Here is a 20,132-nt window from a genome sequence, read left to right as displayed (position 1 = left end):
AGAGCAAAAAGTATCACCTTAACTTAAAAAATAACTGACAAAATTTTATTAATTTATTATGCATGCATAATAAATTTTATTATATTTGGTAACCAACTAAAAATCCTATATGAAGGAAATCACTATTGATTATGCCCTTCGTGCTACTTGGCAAGCAGTTGCTAGAATGTACAATGAGGAAGCTAAACATTTTCAGACGACAATGGCCATAGGTTTTACGCTATTAAGTATAGATCCCAAAACAGGTACACCTTCTACTTCTCTTGGCCCAAAGATGGGAATGGAAGCTACCAGTCTTTCTAGGATCTTAAAAAGTATGGAAGCGAAAGGTTTGATAGAAAGAAAACCTAATCCTTCCGATGGACGCGGGGTGTTGATACACTTGACCGATTTTGGACTGGAAAAAAGAAAAGACTCTAAAGACGTCGTATTAAAATTTAACGACGTAGTAAAAGCAAACGTTTCCGAAGAAAGCCTAAAAGGTTTTTTTGAAGTAACGAACGTTATCAACAAGTTAATAGCGGACAAGAAAATTTATACAAAAAATACATCAAATCATTAATACAGCTAAGATTTCATGAACAAGCACATTAAAAAAGTAGCGGTAATCGGTTCCGGGATAATGGGAAGTGGAATCGCTTGCCATTTCGCCAATATTGGCGTAGAGGTTTTACTCTTGGACATTGTGCCGAGAGAACTAACTGATAAGGAAAAAGCGAAAGGCTTAACATTAACGGACAAAGTGGTCCGTAACAGACTCGTGAACGATTCGCTCACAGCTGCGTTAAAATCGAAACCCTCACCTATCTATCATAAAAAGTTTGCGGATAGAATTACTACCGGAAATTTAGAGGACGACATTTCTAAAGTAGCCAAGGTAGATTGGATCATCGAGGTAGTTGTAGAACGATTGGACATCAAAAAACAAGTTTTCGAAAACTTGGAGAAATATAGAACGCCAGGAACTTTGATCACTTCGAACACTTCTGGTATTCCGATCAAATTTATGAGCGAAGGAAGAAGTGACGATTTTCAAAAGCATTTTTGTGGCACACACTTCTTTAATCCTGCCAGGTACCTTAAATTATTTGAAATAATCCCTGGGCCTAAAACTTCTCCAGAGGTATTGGAATTCTTGAACGGATACGGCGAGCAATTTCTGGGGAAAACTTCGGTAGTGGCAAAAGACACTCCCGCCTTTATTGGAAACCGTGTGGGTATTTTCAGTATTCAGAGCTTGTTCCATACCGTAAAGGAATTGGGCATGACGGTCGAAGAGGTTGATAAACTTACCGGGCCCGTTATCGGTAGGCCAAAATCCGCTACTTTCCGAACGGTAGATGTTGTAGGTTTGGATACCTTGGTACATGTTGCCAACGGTATTTCGGAAAACTGTAAGGATGATGAACGCCATGAGCTGTTCGCCCTGCCAGACTTTATCCAAACCATGATGGAAAACAAATGGCTGGGAAGTAAAACCGGTCAAGGATTTTATAAAAAGGTAAAAGGAGAAAAAGGCAAAAGTGAGATTTTGACCTTGGACTTGGATACTATGGACTATCGTTCTAAAAAAAGTGCAAAATTCGCCACTTTAGAACTGACCAAGACCATTGATAAAGTAGTAGATAGATTTTCTGTTCTGGTAAATGGAAAAGATAAAGCCGGAGAATTCTACAGAAAAAGCTTCGGTCAGCTGTTCGCCTACGTATCTCACCGCATCCCCGAGATTACAGACGAGCTTTATAAGATAGATGATGCGATGAAAGCAGGATTTGGATGGGAACATGGTCCTTTCCAGATTTGGGACGCCGTCGGTCTTGACAAAGGATTAGAGTTCATTGGTGCAGAAAACCAGACAGCAGCTGCCTGGGTTACAGAAATGAAGGCCAAAGGCATAGAGTCTTTCTATTCCGTAAAAGATGGAGCTACCTATTTTTATGATATCCCTAAAAAGGAAATGGTAAAAATACCTGGACAGGATGCCTTTATCATTCTGGACAATATTAGAAAATCTAAAGAAGTATTTAAAAATAGTGGTGTTGTTATAGAAGATTTGGGCGATGGCATCTTAAACTGTGAATTTCAGTCCAAAATGAACACCATTGGTGGCGATGTACTCACCGGATTGAACAAAGCCATTGATTTGGCCGAAAAGGATTTTCAAGGTCTGGTGGTTGGTAACCAAGCAGCCAATTTCTCGGTGGGCGCGAACATTGGTATGATCTTTATGATGGCCGTAGAACAAGAATATGATGAATTGAACATGGCCATTAAAATGTTTCAAGACACCATGATGAGAATGCGCTATTCTGCGATTCCTACCGTATCGGCCCCTCACGGTATGACCTTGGGAGGTGGTTGTGAGTTATCGTTACATGCCGACAAAGTGGTTGCCGCGGCCGAAACCTACATAGGTTTGGTAGAATTTGGTGTTGGGGTTATCCCCGGTGGTGGCGGTTCTAAAGAATTTGCCTTAAGAGCTTCAGATACTTTCCGTAAAGGAGATGTAGAGTTAAATGTTCTTCAAGAGTACTTTTTAACCATTGGTATGGCCAAAGTATCTACCTCGGCATACGAGGCATACGATATGGGCATATTACAAAAAGGGAAGGATATTGTAGTCGTAAACAAAGACAGACAGATAGCAACCGCAAAAGCCTATGCAAAACTTATGGCAGAAGCAGGCTATACACAGCCTCCCAAACGTAAGGATGTAAAAGTTCTTGGAAAACAGGCATTGGGTATGTTCTTGGTAGGTACCGACTCTATGGAAGCTAGTCACTACATAAGTGAACACGACAAAAAAATAGCCAATAAATTGGCCTATGTAATGGCGGGTGGTGACCTATCGGAACCTACTATGGTTACAGAGCAATACTTATTAGATCTAGAAAGGGAAGCGTTTCTTTCTTTATGTACCGAACGTAAGACCCTGGAACGTATTCAACACATGTTAAAGACTGGTAAACCTCTTAGAAATTAAAAAAATGAAAACAGCATATATAGTAAAAGGATATCGTACTGCAGTTGGTAAAGCTCCTAAAGGCGTCTTCCGTTTTAAAAGAACGGATGAGCTTGCAGCCGAAACAATTGAGTACATGATGAAAGAACTGCCCGACTTTGATAAAAAACGTATCGACGACGTAATTGTGGGCAATGCAATGCCAGAAGGCTCTCAAGGCCTTAATATGGGGAGGTTGATCTCTCTAATGGGACTGGACATCGTAGATGTGCCAGGTGTAACGGTAAATCGTTTTTGTTCCTCCGGACTCGAAACTATTGGTATCGCTACGGCTAAGATTCAATCGGGAATGGCAGATTGTATTATTGCCGGTGGTGCAGAAAGCATGAGCTCTGTACCCATGACAGGTTATAAGGCCGAACTTAATTACGACTTGGTAAAATCTGGCCATGAAGATTATTATTGGGGAATGGGAAATACTGCGGAAGCAGTCGCAGAAGAGTTCAAGGTTTCTAGAGAAGACCAAGATGAGTTCGCCTATAATTCTCACATGAAGGCTCTTAAGGCCCAAGCAGAAGATCGTTTTCAAGATCAAATCGTTCCTATAGAAGTAGAACAGACCTATATAGATTCCAATGGTAAAAAAGCCACTAAGACCTATACGGTCACTAAAGATGAAGGACCAAGAAAGGGAACATCGATAGAAGTACTGAACAAATTACGTCCGGTATTTGCGGCTAATGGTAGTGTTACCGCAGGTAACTCTTCACAAATGAGCGATGGAGCAGCCTTTGTGTTGGTAATGAGCGAGGATATGGTAAAAGAATTGAACCTTGAGCCCATAGCCCGTTTGGTAAATTATGCCGCCGCGGGTGTTCCACCAAGAATCATGGGTATCGGTCCTGTCGCTGCAGTGCCAAAAGCACTTAAACAGGCCGGTCTAAAACAAGAGGATATAGAACTGATAGAACTTAACGAAGCTTTTGCCTCTCAGTCCTTAGCCGTAATACGAGAATTAGACCTGAATCCAGATATCGTAAATGTAAATGGTGGCGCCATAGCACTAGGCCACCCATTGGGCTGCACCGGAGCCAAATTATCAGTTCAGCTTTTTGATGAGATGCGCAAGCGATCTATGCAGGGCAAATATGGTTTGGTAACTATGTGTGTAGGTACCGGACAGGGAGCTGCAGGTATTTTTGAATTTTTGAAATAGACAAAAGAATTATAATTATGAGTACCGAAAATAAACAAGATATTCTTAGAGGAGGACAGTTCCTCGTTAAAGAAACCAACTGCGAAGACGTCTTTACTTTAGAAGACTTGAACGAAGAACAAAAAATGATGCGTGAGAGCACCAAAGAATTCGTAGACCGAGAACTTTGGGCGCATTGGGAACGTTTTGAGAAAAAAGATTATGCCTATACCGAAGAGGCCATGCGAAAAGCTGGTGAACTCGGCCTATTAAGTGTTGCTGTGCCAGAGGCTTACGGCGGAATGGGAATGGGCTTTGTATCTACCATGCTGGTCTGTGATTATATTTCTGGGGCCACAGGGTCTTTTAGTACCGCTTTTGGAGCGCATACAGGTATTGGCACCATGCCCATCACCCTTTATGGTACCGAAGAGCAGAAACAAAAATATGTTCCAAAATTGGCCTCTGGAGAATGGTTTGGCGCATATTGCCTAACTGAACCGGGTGCAGGTTCCGATGCTAATTCTGGTAAAACAAAGGCCGTGCTGTCCGATGATGGAAAATATTACAGTATTACAGGTCAAAAAATGTGGATTTCCAATGCAGGATTCTGTAACATGTTCATTGTGTTCGCACGAATTGAAGATGACAAGAACATTACTGGTTTTATCGTAGAAAACGATCCTGAAAATGGAATAACACTTGGTGATGAAGAGAAAAAATTAGGTATTCACTCCTCCTCTACCCGTCAGGTATTCTTTAATGAAACAAAGGTTCCTGTAGAGAATATGCTCTCTACCCGTGGAAACGGTTTTAAAATTGCCATGAATGCCCTAAACGTTGGTAGAATTAAATTGGCAGCAGCCTGTTTAGAAGCCCAAAGAAGGGTTATCAACGAAGCTGTTACCTATGCTAATGAGCGTATTCAGTTTAAGACCCCTATTATGAACTTTGGTGCTATAAAAGCAAAAATTGCGGATATGGCCACCAATGCCTATGTAGACGAATCTGCTTGTTATAGGGCCGCTAAAAATATCGAGGACAGAATAGCGATACGTGAAGCGGATGGCAATTCGCACCAAGAAGCAGAATTAAAAGGAGTGGAAGAATATGCCATAGAATGTTCAATTTTGAAAGTAGCGGTATCAGAGCATGTACAACAAACCACAGATGAAGGTATTCAGATTTTTGGTGGAATGGGCTTTAGTGCCGATACCCCAATGGAATCTGCATGGAGAGATGCCCGTATAGCCAGAATCTATGAAGGAACCAACGAAATTAACCGTATGTTGGCCGTAGGTATGTTGGTTAAAAAGGCAATGAAAGGCCATGTAGACCTTTTAGGCCCTGCTACTGCCGTTGGCGAAGAACTTATGGGAATCCCTTCTTTTGATACACCAGATTTTTCTGAACTTTTTGCTGAAGAAAAAGACCTATTAAAAAGACTAAAAAAGGTTTTCTTGATGGTTGCCGGTAGTGCCGTGCAAAAATTTGGTCCTGAGTTAGACAAGCACCAACAATTATTGATGGCCGCATCTGATATTTTGATCCAAGTATATTTGGCGGAATCGGCTATCTTAAGAACAGAAAAGAATGCCAAACGTTTTGGAGAAGACTCACAGGCTACCCAAATCGCAATGTCTAAATTATACCTGTACAGGGCTACCGATATTGTGATCCAGAAAGGTAAGGAAGCCATTGTTTCTTTCGCCGAAGGTGATGAGCAACGTATGATGCTTATGGGACTAAAACGTTTTACAAAATACACTAACAACCCTAATGTAGTGGCCTTGCGCACACAAATTGCCGACAAGGTAGCTGCAGATAACGGTTACACCTTTGACTAATTCAGATTTCCCTTTTGTTTTGTTGAACAAAAGTAAAACCACTCCTTAAAAGGAGTGGTTTTTTATTTGCCCAGGTTTTAAGAAGCATCTATTTTTAGACCATGAACAAAACCTATTTAACCTCTGTATATTCTCCAGAGTCCTTTCAAAAAAAGGGACATGAACTTATAGATGAGCTTACACGTCATTTAGATGATAAAATCAATGAAAAATCGGACAAGGCCATTCATTGGAAAAATCCGGAAGAGGAACTGGGGTTCTGGAAAGATTTTCTAGAGAAGGGAGATAAAGATGATTTGTTCAAAGAGATTACCAAACGTACGGTTTATGTACACCATCCCCATTACATAGGACATCAAGTGAGTCCTGCTGCCCCCATAACGGCACTTACGGGTATGATAAGCTCATTGCTCAACAATGGTATGGCCGTTTATGAAATGGGAATGGCCCCGAGCGCTATTGAAAGAATAGTGACCGATTTACTTTGTAAAAAAATAGGATGGAACACCGATTCCAGAGGTTTTTTGACCTCCGGTGGAACCTTGGCCAATTTAACCGCCTTATTGGCCGCAAGAAAGGCAATAGTATCAGAAAACATATGGAAAGACGGCACAAACAGACCCATTGCCATTATGGTCAGCGAAGAGGCCCATTATTGCGTGGATAGAGCCGCTCGTATTATGGGGCTGGGAGAAAAAGGAATCATTAAAATTCCGGTGACCGATAGTTTTCAGATGAATACCTCGGTATTAGAGGATAAATATAAAGAAGCCAAAGCCAAGGGGATAGAAGTTTTTGCCATCGTCGGCAGTGCCCCTTCTACGGCCACCGGTATTTTTGACAATCTAGAAGAAATAGGTGAATTTGCCAAAGCCCATAATTTATGGTTTCATGTGGACGGAGCCCATGGAGGTGCAGGTATTTTTTCCGATAAATATAAAAAAACCCTCAAAGGAATAGACACATCGGATTCTGTAGTTATTGACGGCCATAAAATGATGATGATGCCTACCATTACCACGGCACTATTATTAAAAGATGGTCGGTATGCAAATAAGACTTTTAGCCAAAAAGCGGACTACCTATTGACTGAATCGGACCATGAAGATTGGTATAATTCGGGTAAAAGAACGTTTGAATGTACCAAGACCATGATGAGTATTCATTGGTATACATTGTTAAAAGTATATGGCGAAAAGGTATTTGACTCCTATGTTACGCACCTATACGATATGGGGTCAATTTTTGCCGGTATCATTGAAAAAAGCACACATTTTGAACTGGCCTTAAAGCCCATGTCAAATATTGTCTGTTTTAGGTTTATGGATGAAAGCCTTTCCCCTTCCGAACTTAATGAGTTAAATGCTACAATTCGCCAACAACTATTGGAAGATGGCGAATTCTATATTGTACAGACCAAACTAAAGAATACACATTACCTACGTGTTACAGTTATGAATCCGTTTACCACAGAAAATCATTTTAAACAATTACTGGAGAAAATATCGGCTTTTGCCCATCAAATTTTATCCATCGGCATCAATTGATCAGCTAATAGATTCCAGTACCTGTTCCTCACTTTCTTTTTTAGAGAAATTGATAGCACATTCTATCAAGGCAAGATGCGAATATGCCTGTGGGAAATTCCCCAGTAACCTTTTGGTCTTAAAATCAATATCTTCACTGAACAAACCTAAATGATTACTGTAAGACAACAACCTATCAAAGTGTTTCATCGCTTTTTCTTCTTCCCCTATTTTAAACAGGCTATTAATAAACCAAAATGTACATATGGTAAAAGACGATGAAGGCAAACCAAAGTCATCAGCGTTTTTGTAACGGTACAATAATCCATCGTTACTCAATTCTTTTTCTATGGCTTTTACGGTGCTTACATATTTTGGATCCTTGGCATGAATAAATCCGTAAGACTCCATTAACAGTACAGATGCATCCAAATGTGAGGAACCATACGACTGTGTAAACGCATTTACCTCCGAATTCCAAGCATTCTTATGAATATCGTTCTTAATTTCCTGTTCTAGGGCCGTCCATTTTTGAATTTTATTGGATTTTCTAAAAAGTCTTGCCACTTTAATGGCCCTATCTATCGCCACCCAACAAAGTACTTTTGAAAAGGTAAAATGGCGGTCTTCGGTCCTAAACTCCCATATACCTTTATCGGCCTCTTTCCAGTGGTTAGAGACGATCCAAACAATGCCTTTGGTTATTCCCCATAAATCCTCCCCATTTTCTATATCGTTACTATATTTTGATAGCTGTTCATAGATTACATCCATCAAAATACCATAAATATCATTTTGTCTTTGTTTATAAGCTGCGTTTCCTATTCTTACCGGCTTAGACCCCTTATACCCACTTAGGTGATCCAATGTATGTTCGGTCAACTTTTTTTCTTTGTTGATACCGTACATTATCTGCAGTTTTTCGTCCTTATCGGGAATAAGGTCCACAATAAACTGTAAATACCTTTTTGCCACATTTCTATGGCCCAGTTCACCAATTACCTTTATGGCCATGGAAGCATCCCGGATCCAGCAAAAACGATAATCCCAATTACGGACTTCGCCAATGGTTTCCGGTAATGAGGTTGTTGCAGCGGCCAAAACTGCACCCGACTTATCATAGGTCAGCAATTTTAAGGTAATGGCACTACGGCTTATCTGTGAATTGTATTTTCGGTAATTTGGTGTTTTACTGCTCCAGTTTAACCAATACACCTTGGTTCTTTCAAGTTCGGTATACATTTTTCTAACCGTGGGCTGAAAAAGTTTTTCATTGTACCCTAAAAGAAAATAGCCATCTTTAGTCAACTCAATTTCTCGCCCTTCTATAACGGCATTCTTGTTAAAAGAGGTATACAAAAAACAGGTGTCGAACTTTTCACCATGGGTAAGGCTTACTATAAAATTCTTTTTTATGTATGTTTTTGTTTCACCATGTGCATATTCCAATTTAGGGTCATAAATCACTTTAAACTTAGGCTTACCGCTTACATGTTTAAAATAACGTATAAACTCGGGTGGCGCATTATACCCTCCATTGGGCTTACGGTACCTTGGCATAAAATCTCTGATCTCAAAACAATCTTCACCAGAAGTAAACTTGGTTATCAGAACTGCGGTATGCTTTTTATACCTTTGGGTTATCTTATAAGAATCATCGACTATAATCTCAAAACTACCTCCAATTTTTTCGTCCAATAATTTGGCGAACAGCGATGAGGAGTCGAACTCTGGTAGACAGCACCAATCTATTGATCCGTTTTTAGAAACCAAGGCGGCACTTCTACAATTTCCAATAATTCCGTAATCTAAATTATCCATTCAATAAAAATATCAATTCAATAGGGCGTACAATTGCTATTGCCCTTCTTTTTCCCGAAATTGAGTGAAAATAAATTTAAATCAAAGCAAAAATCGCTATTTATGGCTAAAACTATCATAATCTCAAATAGACTACCTGTTCAATTACAAATTAGCAATGGATCCATTACGGCGATTCCAAGTGTGGGCGGTTTGGCTACAGGAATGAAATCGGTTCATTCGGGAGGCGATAGTCTGTGGATAGGCTGGAGCGGTCTTACAAATGAGGAAATTCCGGAAGAACTGGCTCCAAAAATTGATGCCGCCTTGGCAGAACACGGCTCCTCAAAAGTGATGCTAACAAAAAAAGAGGTAGATGGGTTCTACTTCGGGTTCAGTAATAGGACCATTTGGCCATTGTTTCATTATTTTATGGAATATTCGGAGTTTGAACTGGAGAGCTGGGAAATATATAAGGCCGTTAACCAAAAATTTGCCGATGCTATTTTAGAAAAGGCCGATAATGACGATACTATTTGGGTTCACGATTATCAATTAATGTTGGTTCCGCAAATGGTAAGGGAAAAAAGACCCGATATTTCCATTGGGTTCTTTTTACACATTCCATTTCCATCCTTTGAAATTTTCAGAACACTCCCTTGGAGGAAAGAGGTGCTTCTAGGACTTTTGGGATCCGACTTGATCGGTTTTCACACATACGATTACGAAAGGCACTTTTTAAGTTCTGTACGAAGGTTGTTGGGCCTAGAAGTTAGTTTTAACGATATCTATTTGGATGAACGGGTCATTAAGGTAGATTCATTTCCGATGGGAATCGATTACAAAAAATTTAACGACGCCGCCAAAGAACATGCCCAGCGAACCGAAGATGAGAAATCTGAACTGCAAAAACGCTTGGACACCCATAAAAAATCGGCCCCTGACGCGAAATTCTTTCTTTCTATAGATCGCCTGGATTATACAAAGGGGATTGCAAAACGTTTAAACGCTTTTGAATATTTTTTAAGCAAATACCCACAATACAAAGAAAAAGTAAGATTGATCATTCTTGCGGTACCATCTAGATCAAATGTGCCACAGTATCAATTATTAAAAAAAGAAATAGACGAATTAGTAGGTAGAATTAACGGAGAACTTTCCACTGTAAGTTGGACCCCTATATGGTATTTCTACCGATCCATGCCTTTTGAAAACCTGATAGACCTGTACACCTCTTGCGACATCGCATGGTTAACCCCTATACGAGATGGAATGAACCTGGTAGCAAAAGAATACATTGCCACCAGAACCGACAAGACAGGAGTTTTAATATTAAGCGAAATGGCCGGTTCCGCCAATGAGATGAACGAATCTTTATTGATCAACCCGAATAATTTTGAGGAAATCGCCGACACTTTGGACAAAGCCATTAACATGCCCAAAGAAGAACAGCAACACAGAAACGGTCTATTGCAAAAAAGATTGGAAAGATATAATGTTGAAAAATGGGCCAACGATTTTATGACCTCTTTGATAAATCAAAAAGAAAAAGACCTTACCTACATTTCAAGAAGGTTGTCCATAGATTTAATGAATACGGTCATGAAACAGTATAAAAAAGCAAAAAGAAGACTTATTTTCTTGGATTATGACGGTACTTTGGCCGGCTTTCATAACGATCCCCAAAAGGCAAGTCCAGATGAAGACCTTTATAAACTGTTAGATGAAATATCCAGTCAAGAAAACACGGACATGTACTTAATAAGTGGTAGGGACAAAGAAACTTTCACCAAGTGGTTCATGCCAAAGAAATACAATATGATCGTTGAGCACGGAGTATGGATTTCTCAAAACGGTGAAGATTTTAGAATGCTAGAAAACGTAAAAAGAGATTGGATGGAAAAAATACATCCGGTATTGGAATCTTTTGTAGATAGAACGCCAGGTAGTTTTATAGAAGAAAAAAATTACTCCTTGGCTTGGCACTACAGAAATACCGACCCAGATTTTGGTCAAAAGAGAGCGGTAGAACTAAATACGGTACTAACAAGTTTGATCGCCAATGACGATTTAAGTGTCTTGAACGGTAATAAAGTCATGGAAATTAAAAGTAGTAACGTAAATAAAGGAAGAGCCTCTATGCGCGTATATACAGAAAACGAGTATGATTTTGTTTTCGCCATCGGTGACGATTGGACCGATGAATTTATGTTTCAGGAATTACCGGAAGATACCATTAGCGTAAAAGTAGGTAGACAAAAAACACAAGCCAGGTATTTTGTGGACAATACAAAGAACGTAAGGGATATATTAGCCCGTTTCGCGAACGAACGTTGATATTTTAGTTTAATTTGACCGTACTCTGAGAAGTTAGTACAAGATGGTGATAGTAAACATTGTAATATACGACTGAGATAGTGCTGTATATAGGAGTATGCTATATACCGATCCATATATGACGTTATAAAATAACGTTGACAAGAAGATACTTAAAATATTACAACTGTTAATTGAGGCCTAAACCATATATTCTACTTATTATAATTATTGCCCAGTTCACTTGCACTTCACCGTGGTTTGCAGGAAATACGATTATTAACGAGCTAGTACTTAAGACCGGTCTCGGAAATGAAATTATTGGTTATCTCATATCATCGGTTCAACTAGGGTTCATTATAGGTACTTTGTTTTTTTCCCTGTTCATGATAGCCGATAGGTTTTCACCTTCCAAGGTTTTTATGTTTTGTGCCTTGATAACGGCTTTATTCAATTTTTCTTTGTTATTGGAAAATATGACTAAATGGTCTATGCTCACAGCAAGGTTCGGAACCGGTTTTTTTTTAGCCGGTATTTATCCCGTGGGTATGAAAATAGCCGCCGATTATTTCAAAAACGGATTAGGAAAAGCCTTGGGTTTTTTGGTAGGGGCCTTGGTACTGGGTACTGCCTTCCCATACCTGATAAATGGCACCTCATGGGGGCATGATCATGAAACGGTGATAAAAACAACATCAATTATAACGGCCATTGGCGGTGTATTGCTTTTTGTTCTTGTTCCTAATGGCCCTTATAGAAAATCCAGCAAAAAACTAAACTTCTCCGCAGGTCCTAAACTTTTTAGGTCTGGCAATTACAAAAAAGCGGCGTTCGGATATTTCGGCCATATGTGGGAGTTGTATGCATTTTGGGCATTTACCCCGTTTGCGGTTGAAACTTTTAACAACATATCCGGCAACAACATTCCAGTACCATTGTTTACCGGGGCCGTAATAGCTTTGGGCAGCGTTTCATGTGCTATTGGAGGATTGGCATCGCAACGTTACGGAAGCAAAAAAATCGCAATCATAGCTTTGTTCATTTCTGGAGCGTGCTGCCTTGTATCTCCCTTCCTTTTTAAAAGTTCCCCCACAATTTTTATGATCGGGTGGTGTATTTGGGGCATGGCCGCGACAGCCGACTCGCCCCAATTTTCAAATTTGGTGGCAAATGCTGTATCCCCAGAATTAAAGGGTACCGGACTGACCATTGTAAACAGCTTAGGGTTTGCGCTCAGTATTGTTAGCATACAACTATTGTCCTTTTTATCAGAATCATTAAATCCTACCAATATATTTTTAATATTATCCATTGGCCCCATATTTGGGTTGTGGCAACTTCGTCAAAAGAAATTTATTTTTAATACTTTTAGAAACGATGAACCTACCACCTAACATTCTTAGAATTGAGACCTTCGGAAAGGCCATATTTACCTTGGTGCGACCACTATTTGATGTTAGCCGGGGGAACCTATTTATAAAACAAACAAAACCGATTAAAATGAAAAAACTGCTCCTATTTGGTCTTTTGACCCTCTCCTTTACACTGACCGCCCAAACAGATCAACATTTATATGATATCATTAATGCGGTTTCTGCTGAAAGAATAGAAAAAGATGTCACCTCGTTGGTCAATTTTGGCACCAGACATACCTTAAGCGATACGGTCTCTAAAACAAGGGGAATAGGGGCCGCAAGACGTTGGATCAAATCTGAGTTCGAAAAAACATCAAAAGCGTGCAATGGTTGTCTTGATGTCTTCTATCAAAAAAATTTAGTGAAAAAAGGTACTAACCAGCGAATTGTAAAAGATGTAGAGGTGGTAAATGTTCTGGCTATCCAAAAAGGCACCAAATATCCGAATAGATACATTATTATGAGCGGTGACATAGATTCGCGCGTCAGCGACCCAACTAATTATACCGACGATTCTCCCGGGGCCAATGATAATGCAAGTGGTATGGCCGGTACCATAGAAGCGGCCAGGGTATTGTCTAAATATAAATTTGAGAACAGTATTATTTACATGGGGCTTTCCGGAGAAGAACAAGGTTTGTTCGGTGGTAAAGGTGTAGCCGAATACGCCAAAGAACAGGGATGGGAAATCATAGGTATTTTTAACAACGATATGATCGGAAATATCAAAGGGGTAGACGGGGTTGTCAGCAATGTCGATTTTCGAATTTTCTCTGAACCCGTACCTCCGACAGAAACCGAAGAAGAACGAAAAGCACGTAGGTTTTATGGAGGCGAGGTAGATGGTATTTCTAGGCAATTGGCACGTTATGTGCATAAGACCGTAAAAAAATATATGCCAGAGATGAACCCTATGATGATTTATCGTTTAGACCGTTTTGGTCGAGGGGGGCACCATAGACCTTTTAACGATGTTGGTTTCCCAGGTATACGTATTATGGAAGCCCATGAAAATTATACGCAACAACACCAAGATATCAGAGTTGAGGACGGTATTGCATATGGGGATGTACTGGAACATGTCAACTTTGAATATGCAGCCAAACTGACAGCGGTAAATGCCATTAACCTAGCCTCTTTGGCATGGGCACCACCAGCACCAAAAGAAGTAAAAATCGGAGGTATCGTACAACCCTCGGCAAAATTTCAATGGAGCAAGGTAGAGGGAGCCGTAGGCTATAAAATATATTGGAGAGATACTACCTCCCCTACTTGGGACCATAGTAGATATGTAGGTGATGTAACAGAGTTTACCTTGGATGGTATTGTTATAGACAATTTCTTTTTTGGTGTATCGGCAGTTGGTAAAAATGGTTTTGAAAGCCCTGTTGTATTCCCTAATGCAATTTTTAGATAAACAATTAAGTATATATACAAATGAACAAGATCGCTTTTTTATGCTGTATGGTGTTTGTCACCTCTTTACACGCACAAACATTTACAGAACAAGATACACTACGCGGTAGCATAACCCCTGAAAGAGCTTGGTGGGACCTGAATTATTATCATTTGAACATAGAAGTGAAACCTGACGAAAAACTGATAACAGGTAGCAATACCATACGTTACAAGGTTTTAACCCCTGCTCAAGTATTACAGATAGACCTACAGCCGCCCCTTCAAATTGAAAAAGCAACACAGGACGGTGTTGAACTAGCTATTGAACATAATGGCAATGCCCATTTTATCAAGTTAAAAAAACAACAAAAACCGGGGGATTTCAACGAAGTGGTCGTTCATTATTCCGGTCATCCTAAAGAAGCCGTAAGAGCACCTTGGGACGGCGGTTTCTCTTGGAAGAAAGATGCAAACGGCAACGATTTTATCGCCACCTCTTGCCAAGGTCTTGGCGCTAGTGTCTGGTGGCCCAACAAAGATCATATGTACGACGAAGTAGACAGTATGTTGATCAGTGTAAAAGTACCCAAGGGATTAATGAACGTTTCCAATGGAAGATTACGCAGTATAGATAAGAAAACCAATACCTACCACTGGTTTGTTTCTAATCCCATTAACAATTACGGTGTTAATGTAAACATTGGCGACTATGTTCACTTTGGTGAAAAATATAAGGGTGAAAACGGTATTTTAGATATGGATTATTATGTACTGCGCGATAATCTTGAAAAAGCAAAAAAACAGTTTAAGCAAGCACCTTTAATGATGGAAGCGTTTGAACATTGGTTTGGCCCCTACCCTTTTTATGAAGATTCTTATAAATTGGTAGAAGTACCTTACTTGGGCATGGAACACCAAAGCTCCGTAACGTACGGAAACAAGTATGAAAACGGGTATTTGGGCAGAGATCTATCACAATCTGGTTGGGGACTTAAATTCGATTATATTCTTATACACGAATCTGGCCACGAATGGTTCGCCAATAACATTACCTATAAGGATATTGCCGATATGTGGGTACATGAAGCGTTTACCACCTATTCGGAAAACCTTTATGTAGATTATCATTTTGGCAAAGAAGCCGCTTCGGAATACGTGATAGGAATGCGTTCGAATATTAAAAATGACAAACCAATCATAGGTCCGTATGACGTAAACAAGTCAGGATCGGGAGACATGTACTTTAAAGGAGCCAATATAATTCACACGCTACGGCAACTAGTGGACAATGATGAAAAGTGGAGAGCTATTTTAAGAGGTTTAAACAAGGAGTTTTATCACAAAACCGTAACAACTGCTGAAATAGAACAATTTATAGCCACTAAAATGGGGCAAGACCTTGGTCCGTTTTTTGATCAGTACCTACGGACTACAAAAATTCCACTTCTTTCATATAAAGTTGAAGACAACACCCTAACCTACAGATATGAAAATACAGTCGACAATTTTGAAATGCCCGTCCGTATTTTTATCGAAGGAAAAGCTATTTGGATAACCCCGAACGAAAATTGGCAAAGCTTGGAAAAAAAAGGAGACTTAAACACTCTTAAGATAGACCCTAATTTCTACATAGACATTAAAAAACAATAATATTCAATATGGCAAGCACCATTATTCCACAGAACATCAATGATCTTTTAACTCAAAAAAATATAGATTGGGCTATGGTCTTAAGGGCAACCTTGGAACATTTTGACTGCTCTACAGGCACTTTGCACTTTTTAAACCCATCCACCTCCTTACTTGAATTGGAAGCTCAAATTGGAATACCCGATTTTCTATTGCCAAAAGTCTCTAAAATACCTATAGGTAAGGGAATGGCCGGTATAGCCGCAGAACGGATGAAGCCAGTTGAAATGTGTAATTTACAAACCGACGACTCAGGAGTAGCACGACCTGCAGCAAAAGAAACCAAGGTTGAAGGATCTTTGGCGGCCCCATTATTGTTTAAAGAAAAGCTCTATGGTACCATAGGTATAGCCAAGCCCGTACCTTATGATTTTACCGAGACAGAAATTGATCTATTAATGAAAATAGGTGAGACAATTTGTCAAAAAATGTCTTAATAGATTTTAGTGAAAATACCAGCAACTTATTTATTATAAGTTTGCCTGAATAAAAAAAGCCCGCTTTTCAGCGGGCTTTTTATTACGATAAATATTACTACTTACTTAAAAATAGCACTGGTCAATGCTACCTGAGAAAGTTCTTTACCTTCTTCTGCTCTAAAGGTTACATAATAAGGACCCTCACCAGATACCGTACCTGTTACAGGTATTGTAAACAATGTACCTTGTGGGCCACCGGAATTTGCCGGTAACACCCCTTTACCCACTAATGGTCCGTCTGGGGTTCCTTCGTGAATTTCAAAATTAAATGACAATGTTGGAGGAGATTGCCATGCAGCCGTTATCGATACCGATTTTACTCCTTCTAAAGACATATTCTCCAACATGAACCAACCATTGGTATCATTCAACAACAATAGGTCCATACCCCCGAAACTTACCGCTTGCATACCGTCTGTCTTTATCTTATCGGAAAATTTAACAGTACTACTGGATATGGCTATGGCCTCAGAACCTGTTAACGGAATGGTACCTTCTGCACCATCATCGGTATAACTGGCTGTGATGACCAACATATTTCCTGGAGCCGACTGCGCTGCAGTAATAACCCCTTTGACCGGTAATGATTTTTCCTCTTTTTGGTCTCCTGCCAATGAAAGAATGTATAAAGCTATTTGTCTTGATTCGTCAGAAGTGACTTTTGGATGGGCAGGCATCATCACCTCTCCCCAAACACCACTTCCTCCGGCGACAATTTTCTTTTGAAGATATTCCAACGCATCTTTTTGTTCTTTGTACTTTTTAGATACATCCATATAATTTGGTCCAATGGAGGCTTCCGCTTCTTTGTGGCATGTTTTACAATCCATTGTTTGTGTCAATGCTTTACCTGTTACCGCCGCAGAAACTTGCTGGTGCCCCATATTCATGGCCACCTTATCCATTCCTTCCAAATAATCTACACTAACAAATATATTATCCTCATCTATCTGGGTACCATCGGGATCGCTTACGCTTACCTCATAAGGTATTTTTTGTCCCGGTAGGTAAAAAGCAGGTTTTCCTCCTTTTAGATTAATGGTAACCTCTGGTCTAGAGTTTCCTGCAACTACACTTGTACTCGGGCTAACTGCCGAAGCACCCTTGTCGTCCATTGCGGTCACATTCAATTTATAGGCACCGGCATCTGTATAGGTATAGCTTATACTTGGTTCTGCTGTCTCTTTTGTTTCACCATTACCAAAATCCCATATATATTTTACGGCATCCCCTTCACGGTCAACAGCCTCTACTTGGGCATTGATCGATAATGGAAGTTTTCCGGCCGTTTCATCTACGGTCAGGTTATCGATAACGGGAGGTCTGTTTCCTCCATTATACTCAATATAACCCAAAGCGGAGTTTTCATTTTGTGAGAACCAACCGCTTCCATACTCCAACAGATATATTTTACCTTTTGGACCAACTTCCATATCTATTAGGTTGTTCAACTTCACCTCTGGAGCAAAAGGTTCCATTTTGCTAAAGGTTCCATCATCGTTTAAGTGAACGGCGAACATCCAGCCACGCATCCAATCATAAATAATGACTTTACCATCGTAATAACTGGGCAATTTCTCGTCACCTTCATATAAATCTGAATAATAGGTCGGCCCCGCCATGGCATTTCTACCTCCTGTAGCCGTTTGCGGAAAAGCTTGGGACTCATCGTACGGATAGTATATATACGCTGGTTTTGCCGGTGGCAGCTCCGTCAGTCCCGTATTATTTCTAGAGTTATTTATAGGTTTTTCCGGGTCAAAAGTGGGTCCACTTTCCCCTGTTTCATAATTATATTCATGATAGGCATAATTATCACCGATAAACAATGGCCAACCAAAGTTACCGGCCTCCCGTGCCTGATTCATTTCATCATAACCCCTAGGGCCTCTGGTACCTAAACTATCCGCTCTGGCATCCGGACCAACATCTCCCCAATATACATATCCTCTTTTAATATCCACAGATATCCTGTAAGGGTTTCTGTGCCCCATTGTATATATTTCAGGTCTTGTTTTTTCGGTGCCTACCGGAAACAAATTGCCCTCAGGTATATCGTAACTACCATCTTCATTTACCTTGATCCTTAGTATTTTACCACGAAGGTCATTGGTATTACCCGAACTTCTACGGGCATCATATTGCTCATGCCCAGGGGTATCGTTCAAAGGAGCAAAACCATTATTGACATACTTTTCACCTTCCTCGTTAAAAGGTGTTGAGTTATCGCCTGTGGACAGGTAAAGTAAATTGTCGGGGCCAAATGCAATAGAACCACCCGTATGGCAACATATTTCTCTCTGAGAATCTACTTCAAGTATTACCTGCTCAGAAGATAAATCAAAATTACCGTCTTGGTATTTAAATCGAGATAATCTATTTACCCATTTATCACCTGTTGGGGCATAGTACAGATAGACCCAATGGTTATTGGCATAATCGGGGTCTTTCTGCAATCCCATAAGTCCCTCTTCCGCGTTAACTCCCGGAGTCTCAAGTGTCTTCCAATACACATCCAATTTTGCGACTTCAGTTAACTTTTGTGTTTCGTTGTTATAGAGCATTACCTCTCCCCTTCTTTGGGCCACCAAAACATCACCGTTGGGCAATACCGTCATCTCGGTAGGTTCAAAAAATTGACCTTCGGACAATACTACTTTAGAAAAACGGTCCGCATCTGGAGGTATCTGTGAAGTTACTTTGGAATAGTCTAATTTTAAATTATCGCCAATGGCATACTTAATGCCCCCTAAAAGATGTTTTAAGAACAACTCTTCCGAAAAACTTTCATCGGTATGGCCACCACCTGTGTAAAATGCACGACCTCCATCAAATTCGTGATACCAAGCTATTGGATGAAAATCACCGTTCTCTCCTCCTTCATATGAAGATTCGTCCAAGGTCATTAAAACATTAACCTCCGGATTTATATTTTTATAGTTGTACAGCTCATCCGTTCTGTTCCATACCGTATCCGTAAAAAACTCGGTCGCTATAAAATTTTTGTCCTTTATAATAAAGTCGGCCGTTGGCGTTCCACTTGGGTGGCTTAAAAATTGTGCGCCCGCCAAATCGTTGTACCAACCCCAATCGTATTCTGTATCGGCAGCGGCATGTACACCAACATAGCCTCCACCGGCTTGGATATAACGTTCAAAGGCGGCTTCTTGATATTGGTCCAAAACATTTCCGGTAGTACTCATGAAAATTACAGCGGAATATTGTTTTAGATTTTCATCGGTAAACAATTCGGCATTCTTTGTTGTATCTACAGCAAACCCATTTTCTTTGCCCAACTTTTGAATTGCCGCAATTCCTGCAGGAATCGATGCATGTTTAAATCCCATGGTTTTTGAAAACACTAATACCTTAGGTTCGCCATCCCGTTTATTGCCACCACATGAGACAATAACAAGTGCAAAGCCCAAAAGCAGTGCTATAAAAATTTTCTTCATACTTAAAAATTTGTTGATTAGTTGATTTTAGAATTGCTAAATGTAACAAT

At 40.0% G+C, this 20,132-nt stretch carries 12 protein-coding genes; 10 read left to right on the top strand and 2 right to left on the bottom strand.

All coding sequences use genetic code 11. The features are described 5' to 3' along the window. Positions 1 to 109: 109 nt before the first annotated feature. The 5 genes from J8L85_RS10175 (at position 110) to J8L85_RS10155 (ending at position 7,551) form a co-directional block, all read left to right on the top strand. Entirely contained in the window at positions 110 to 562 is a 453-nt protein-coding gene (locus tag J8L85_RS10175; RefSeq protein WP_211016948.1) for a MarR family winged helix-turn-helix transcriptional regulator, read from the top strand. Positions 563 to 577: 15 nt separating this feature from the next. Then, complete coding sequence (locus J8L85_RS10170) at positions 578 to 2,983, top strand: 3-hydroxyacyl-CoA dehydrogenase/enoyl-CoA hydratase family protein (protein ID WP_211016946.1); 2,406 nt, start codon at positions 578 to 580, stop codon at positions 2,981 to 2,983. 4 nt (positions 2,984 to 2,987) lie between these two features. Beyond that, positions 2,988 to 4,178, top strand: coding sequence for an acetyl-CoA C-acyltransferase (locus J8L85_RS10165; RefSeq protein ID WP_211016945.1), 1,191 nt, complete (start codon positions 2,988 to 2,990; stop codon positions 4,176 to 4,178). A 17-nt stretch (positions 4,179 to 4,195) separates the two neighbouring features. Then, a complete protein-coding gene (locus J8L85_RS10160) occupies positions 4,196 to 6,004 on the top strand; it encodes an acyl-CoA dehydrogenase family protein (RefSeq protein WP_211016944.1) in 1,809 nt (602 codons plus the stop codon). A gap of 101 nt (positions 6,005 to 6,105) precedes the next feature. Further along, positions 6,106 to 7,551, top strand: a complete 1,446-nt coding sequence (locus J8L85_RS10155) for an aminotransferase class I/II-fold pyridoxal phosphate-dependent enzyme (protein WP_211016943.1) — start codon at positions 6,106 to 6,108, stop codon at positions 7,549 to 7,551. Here J8L85_RS10155 and J8L85_RS10150 read toward each other — a convergent pair whose 3' ends face one another. Beyond that, the gene (locus J8L85_RS10150; protein ID WP_211016942.1) at positions 7,552 to 9,351 is read right to left on the bottom strand and encodes a glycoside hydrolase family 15 protein; all 1,800 of its coding nucleotides are present in this window, start codon (positions 9,349 to 9,351) and stop codon (positions 7,552 to 7,554) included. 102 nt (positions 9,352 to 9,453) lie between these two features. Between J8L85_RS10150 and J8L85_RS10145 the strand changes: the two genes are divergently transcribed. From J8L85_RS10145 to J8L85_RS10125, 5 genes are all read left to right on the top strand, one after another. Further along, positions 9,454 to 11,667, top strand: a complete 2,214-nt coding sequence (locus J8L85_RS10145; RefSeq protein WP_211016941.1) for a bifunctional alpha,alpha-trehalose-phosphate synthase (UDP-forming)/trehalose-phosphatase — start codon at positions 9,454 to 9,456, stop codon at positions 11,665 to 11,667. 173 nt (positions 11,668 to 11,840) lie between these two features. Continuing rightward, positions 11,841 to 13,040 carry an MFS transporter gene (locus J8L85_RS10140; RefSeq protein ID WP_211016940.1) on the top strand — a complete coding sequence of 400 codons (1,200 nt, stop codon included), beginning with the start codon at positions 11,841 to 11,843 and terminating at the stop codon, positions 13,038 to 13,040. Positions 13,041 to 13,146: 106 nt separating this feature from the next. After that, the gene (locus tag J8L85_RS10135; RefSeq protein ID WP_211016939.1) at positions 13,147 to 14,478 is read left to right on the top strand and encodes a M28 family metallopeptidase; all 1,332 of its coding nucleotides are present in this window, start codon (positions 13,147 to 13,149) and stop codon (positions 14,476 to 14,478) included. Positions 14,479 to 14,498: 20 nt separating this feature from the next. Next, positions 14,499 to 16,109: a M1 family metallopeptidase gene (locus tag J8L85_RS10130; protein WP_211016937.1), complete on the top strand. Its 1,611-nt coding sequence runs from the start codon at positions 14,499 to 14,501 to the stop codon at positions 16,107 to 16,109. Positions 16,110 to 16,117: 8 nt separating this feature from the next. Then, complete coding sequence (locus J8L85_RS10125; RefSeq protein ID WP_211016935.1) at positions 16,118 to 16,585, top strand: GAF domain-containing protein; 468 nt, start codon at positions 16,118 to 16,120, stop codon at positions 16,583 to 16,585. A 101-nt stretch (positions 16,586 to 16,686) separates the two neighbouring features. Here J8L85_RS10125 and J8L85_RS10120 read toward each other — a convergent pair whose 3' ends face one another. Beyond that, the gene (locus J8L85_RS10120; RefSeq protein WP_211016933.1) at positions 16,687 to 20,082 is read right to left on the bottom strand and encodes a ThuA domain-containing protein; all 3,396 of its coding nucleotides are present in this window, start codon (positions 20,080 to 20,082) and stop codon (positions 16,687 to 16,689) included. Positions 20,083 to 20,132 lie beyond the last annotated feature (50 nt).

The organism is Maribacter sp. MMG018, assembly GCF_018100785.1.
In the GTDB taxonomy this organism is placed as follows: Bacteria; Bacteroidota; Bacteroidia; order Flavobacteriales; family Flavobacteriaceae; genus Maribacter.
The sequence above is the reverse complement of the archived record's forward strand: the minus strand, read 5'-3'. Positions and strand labels throughout refer to the sequence as shown.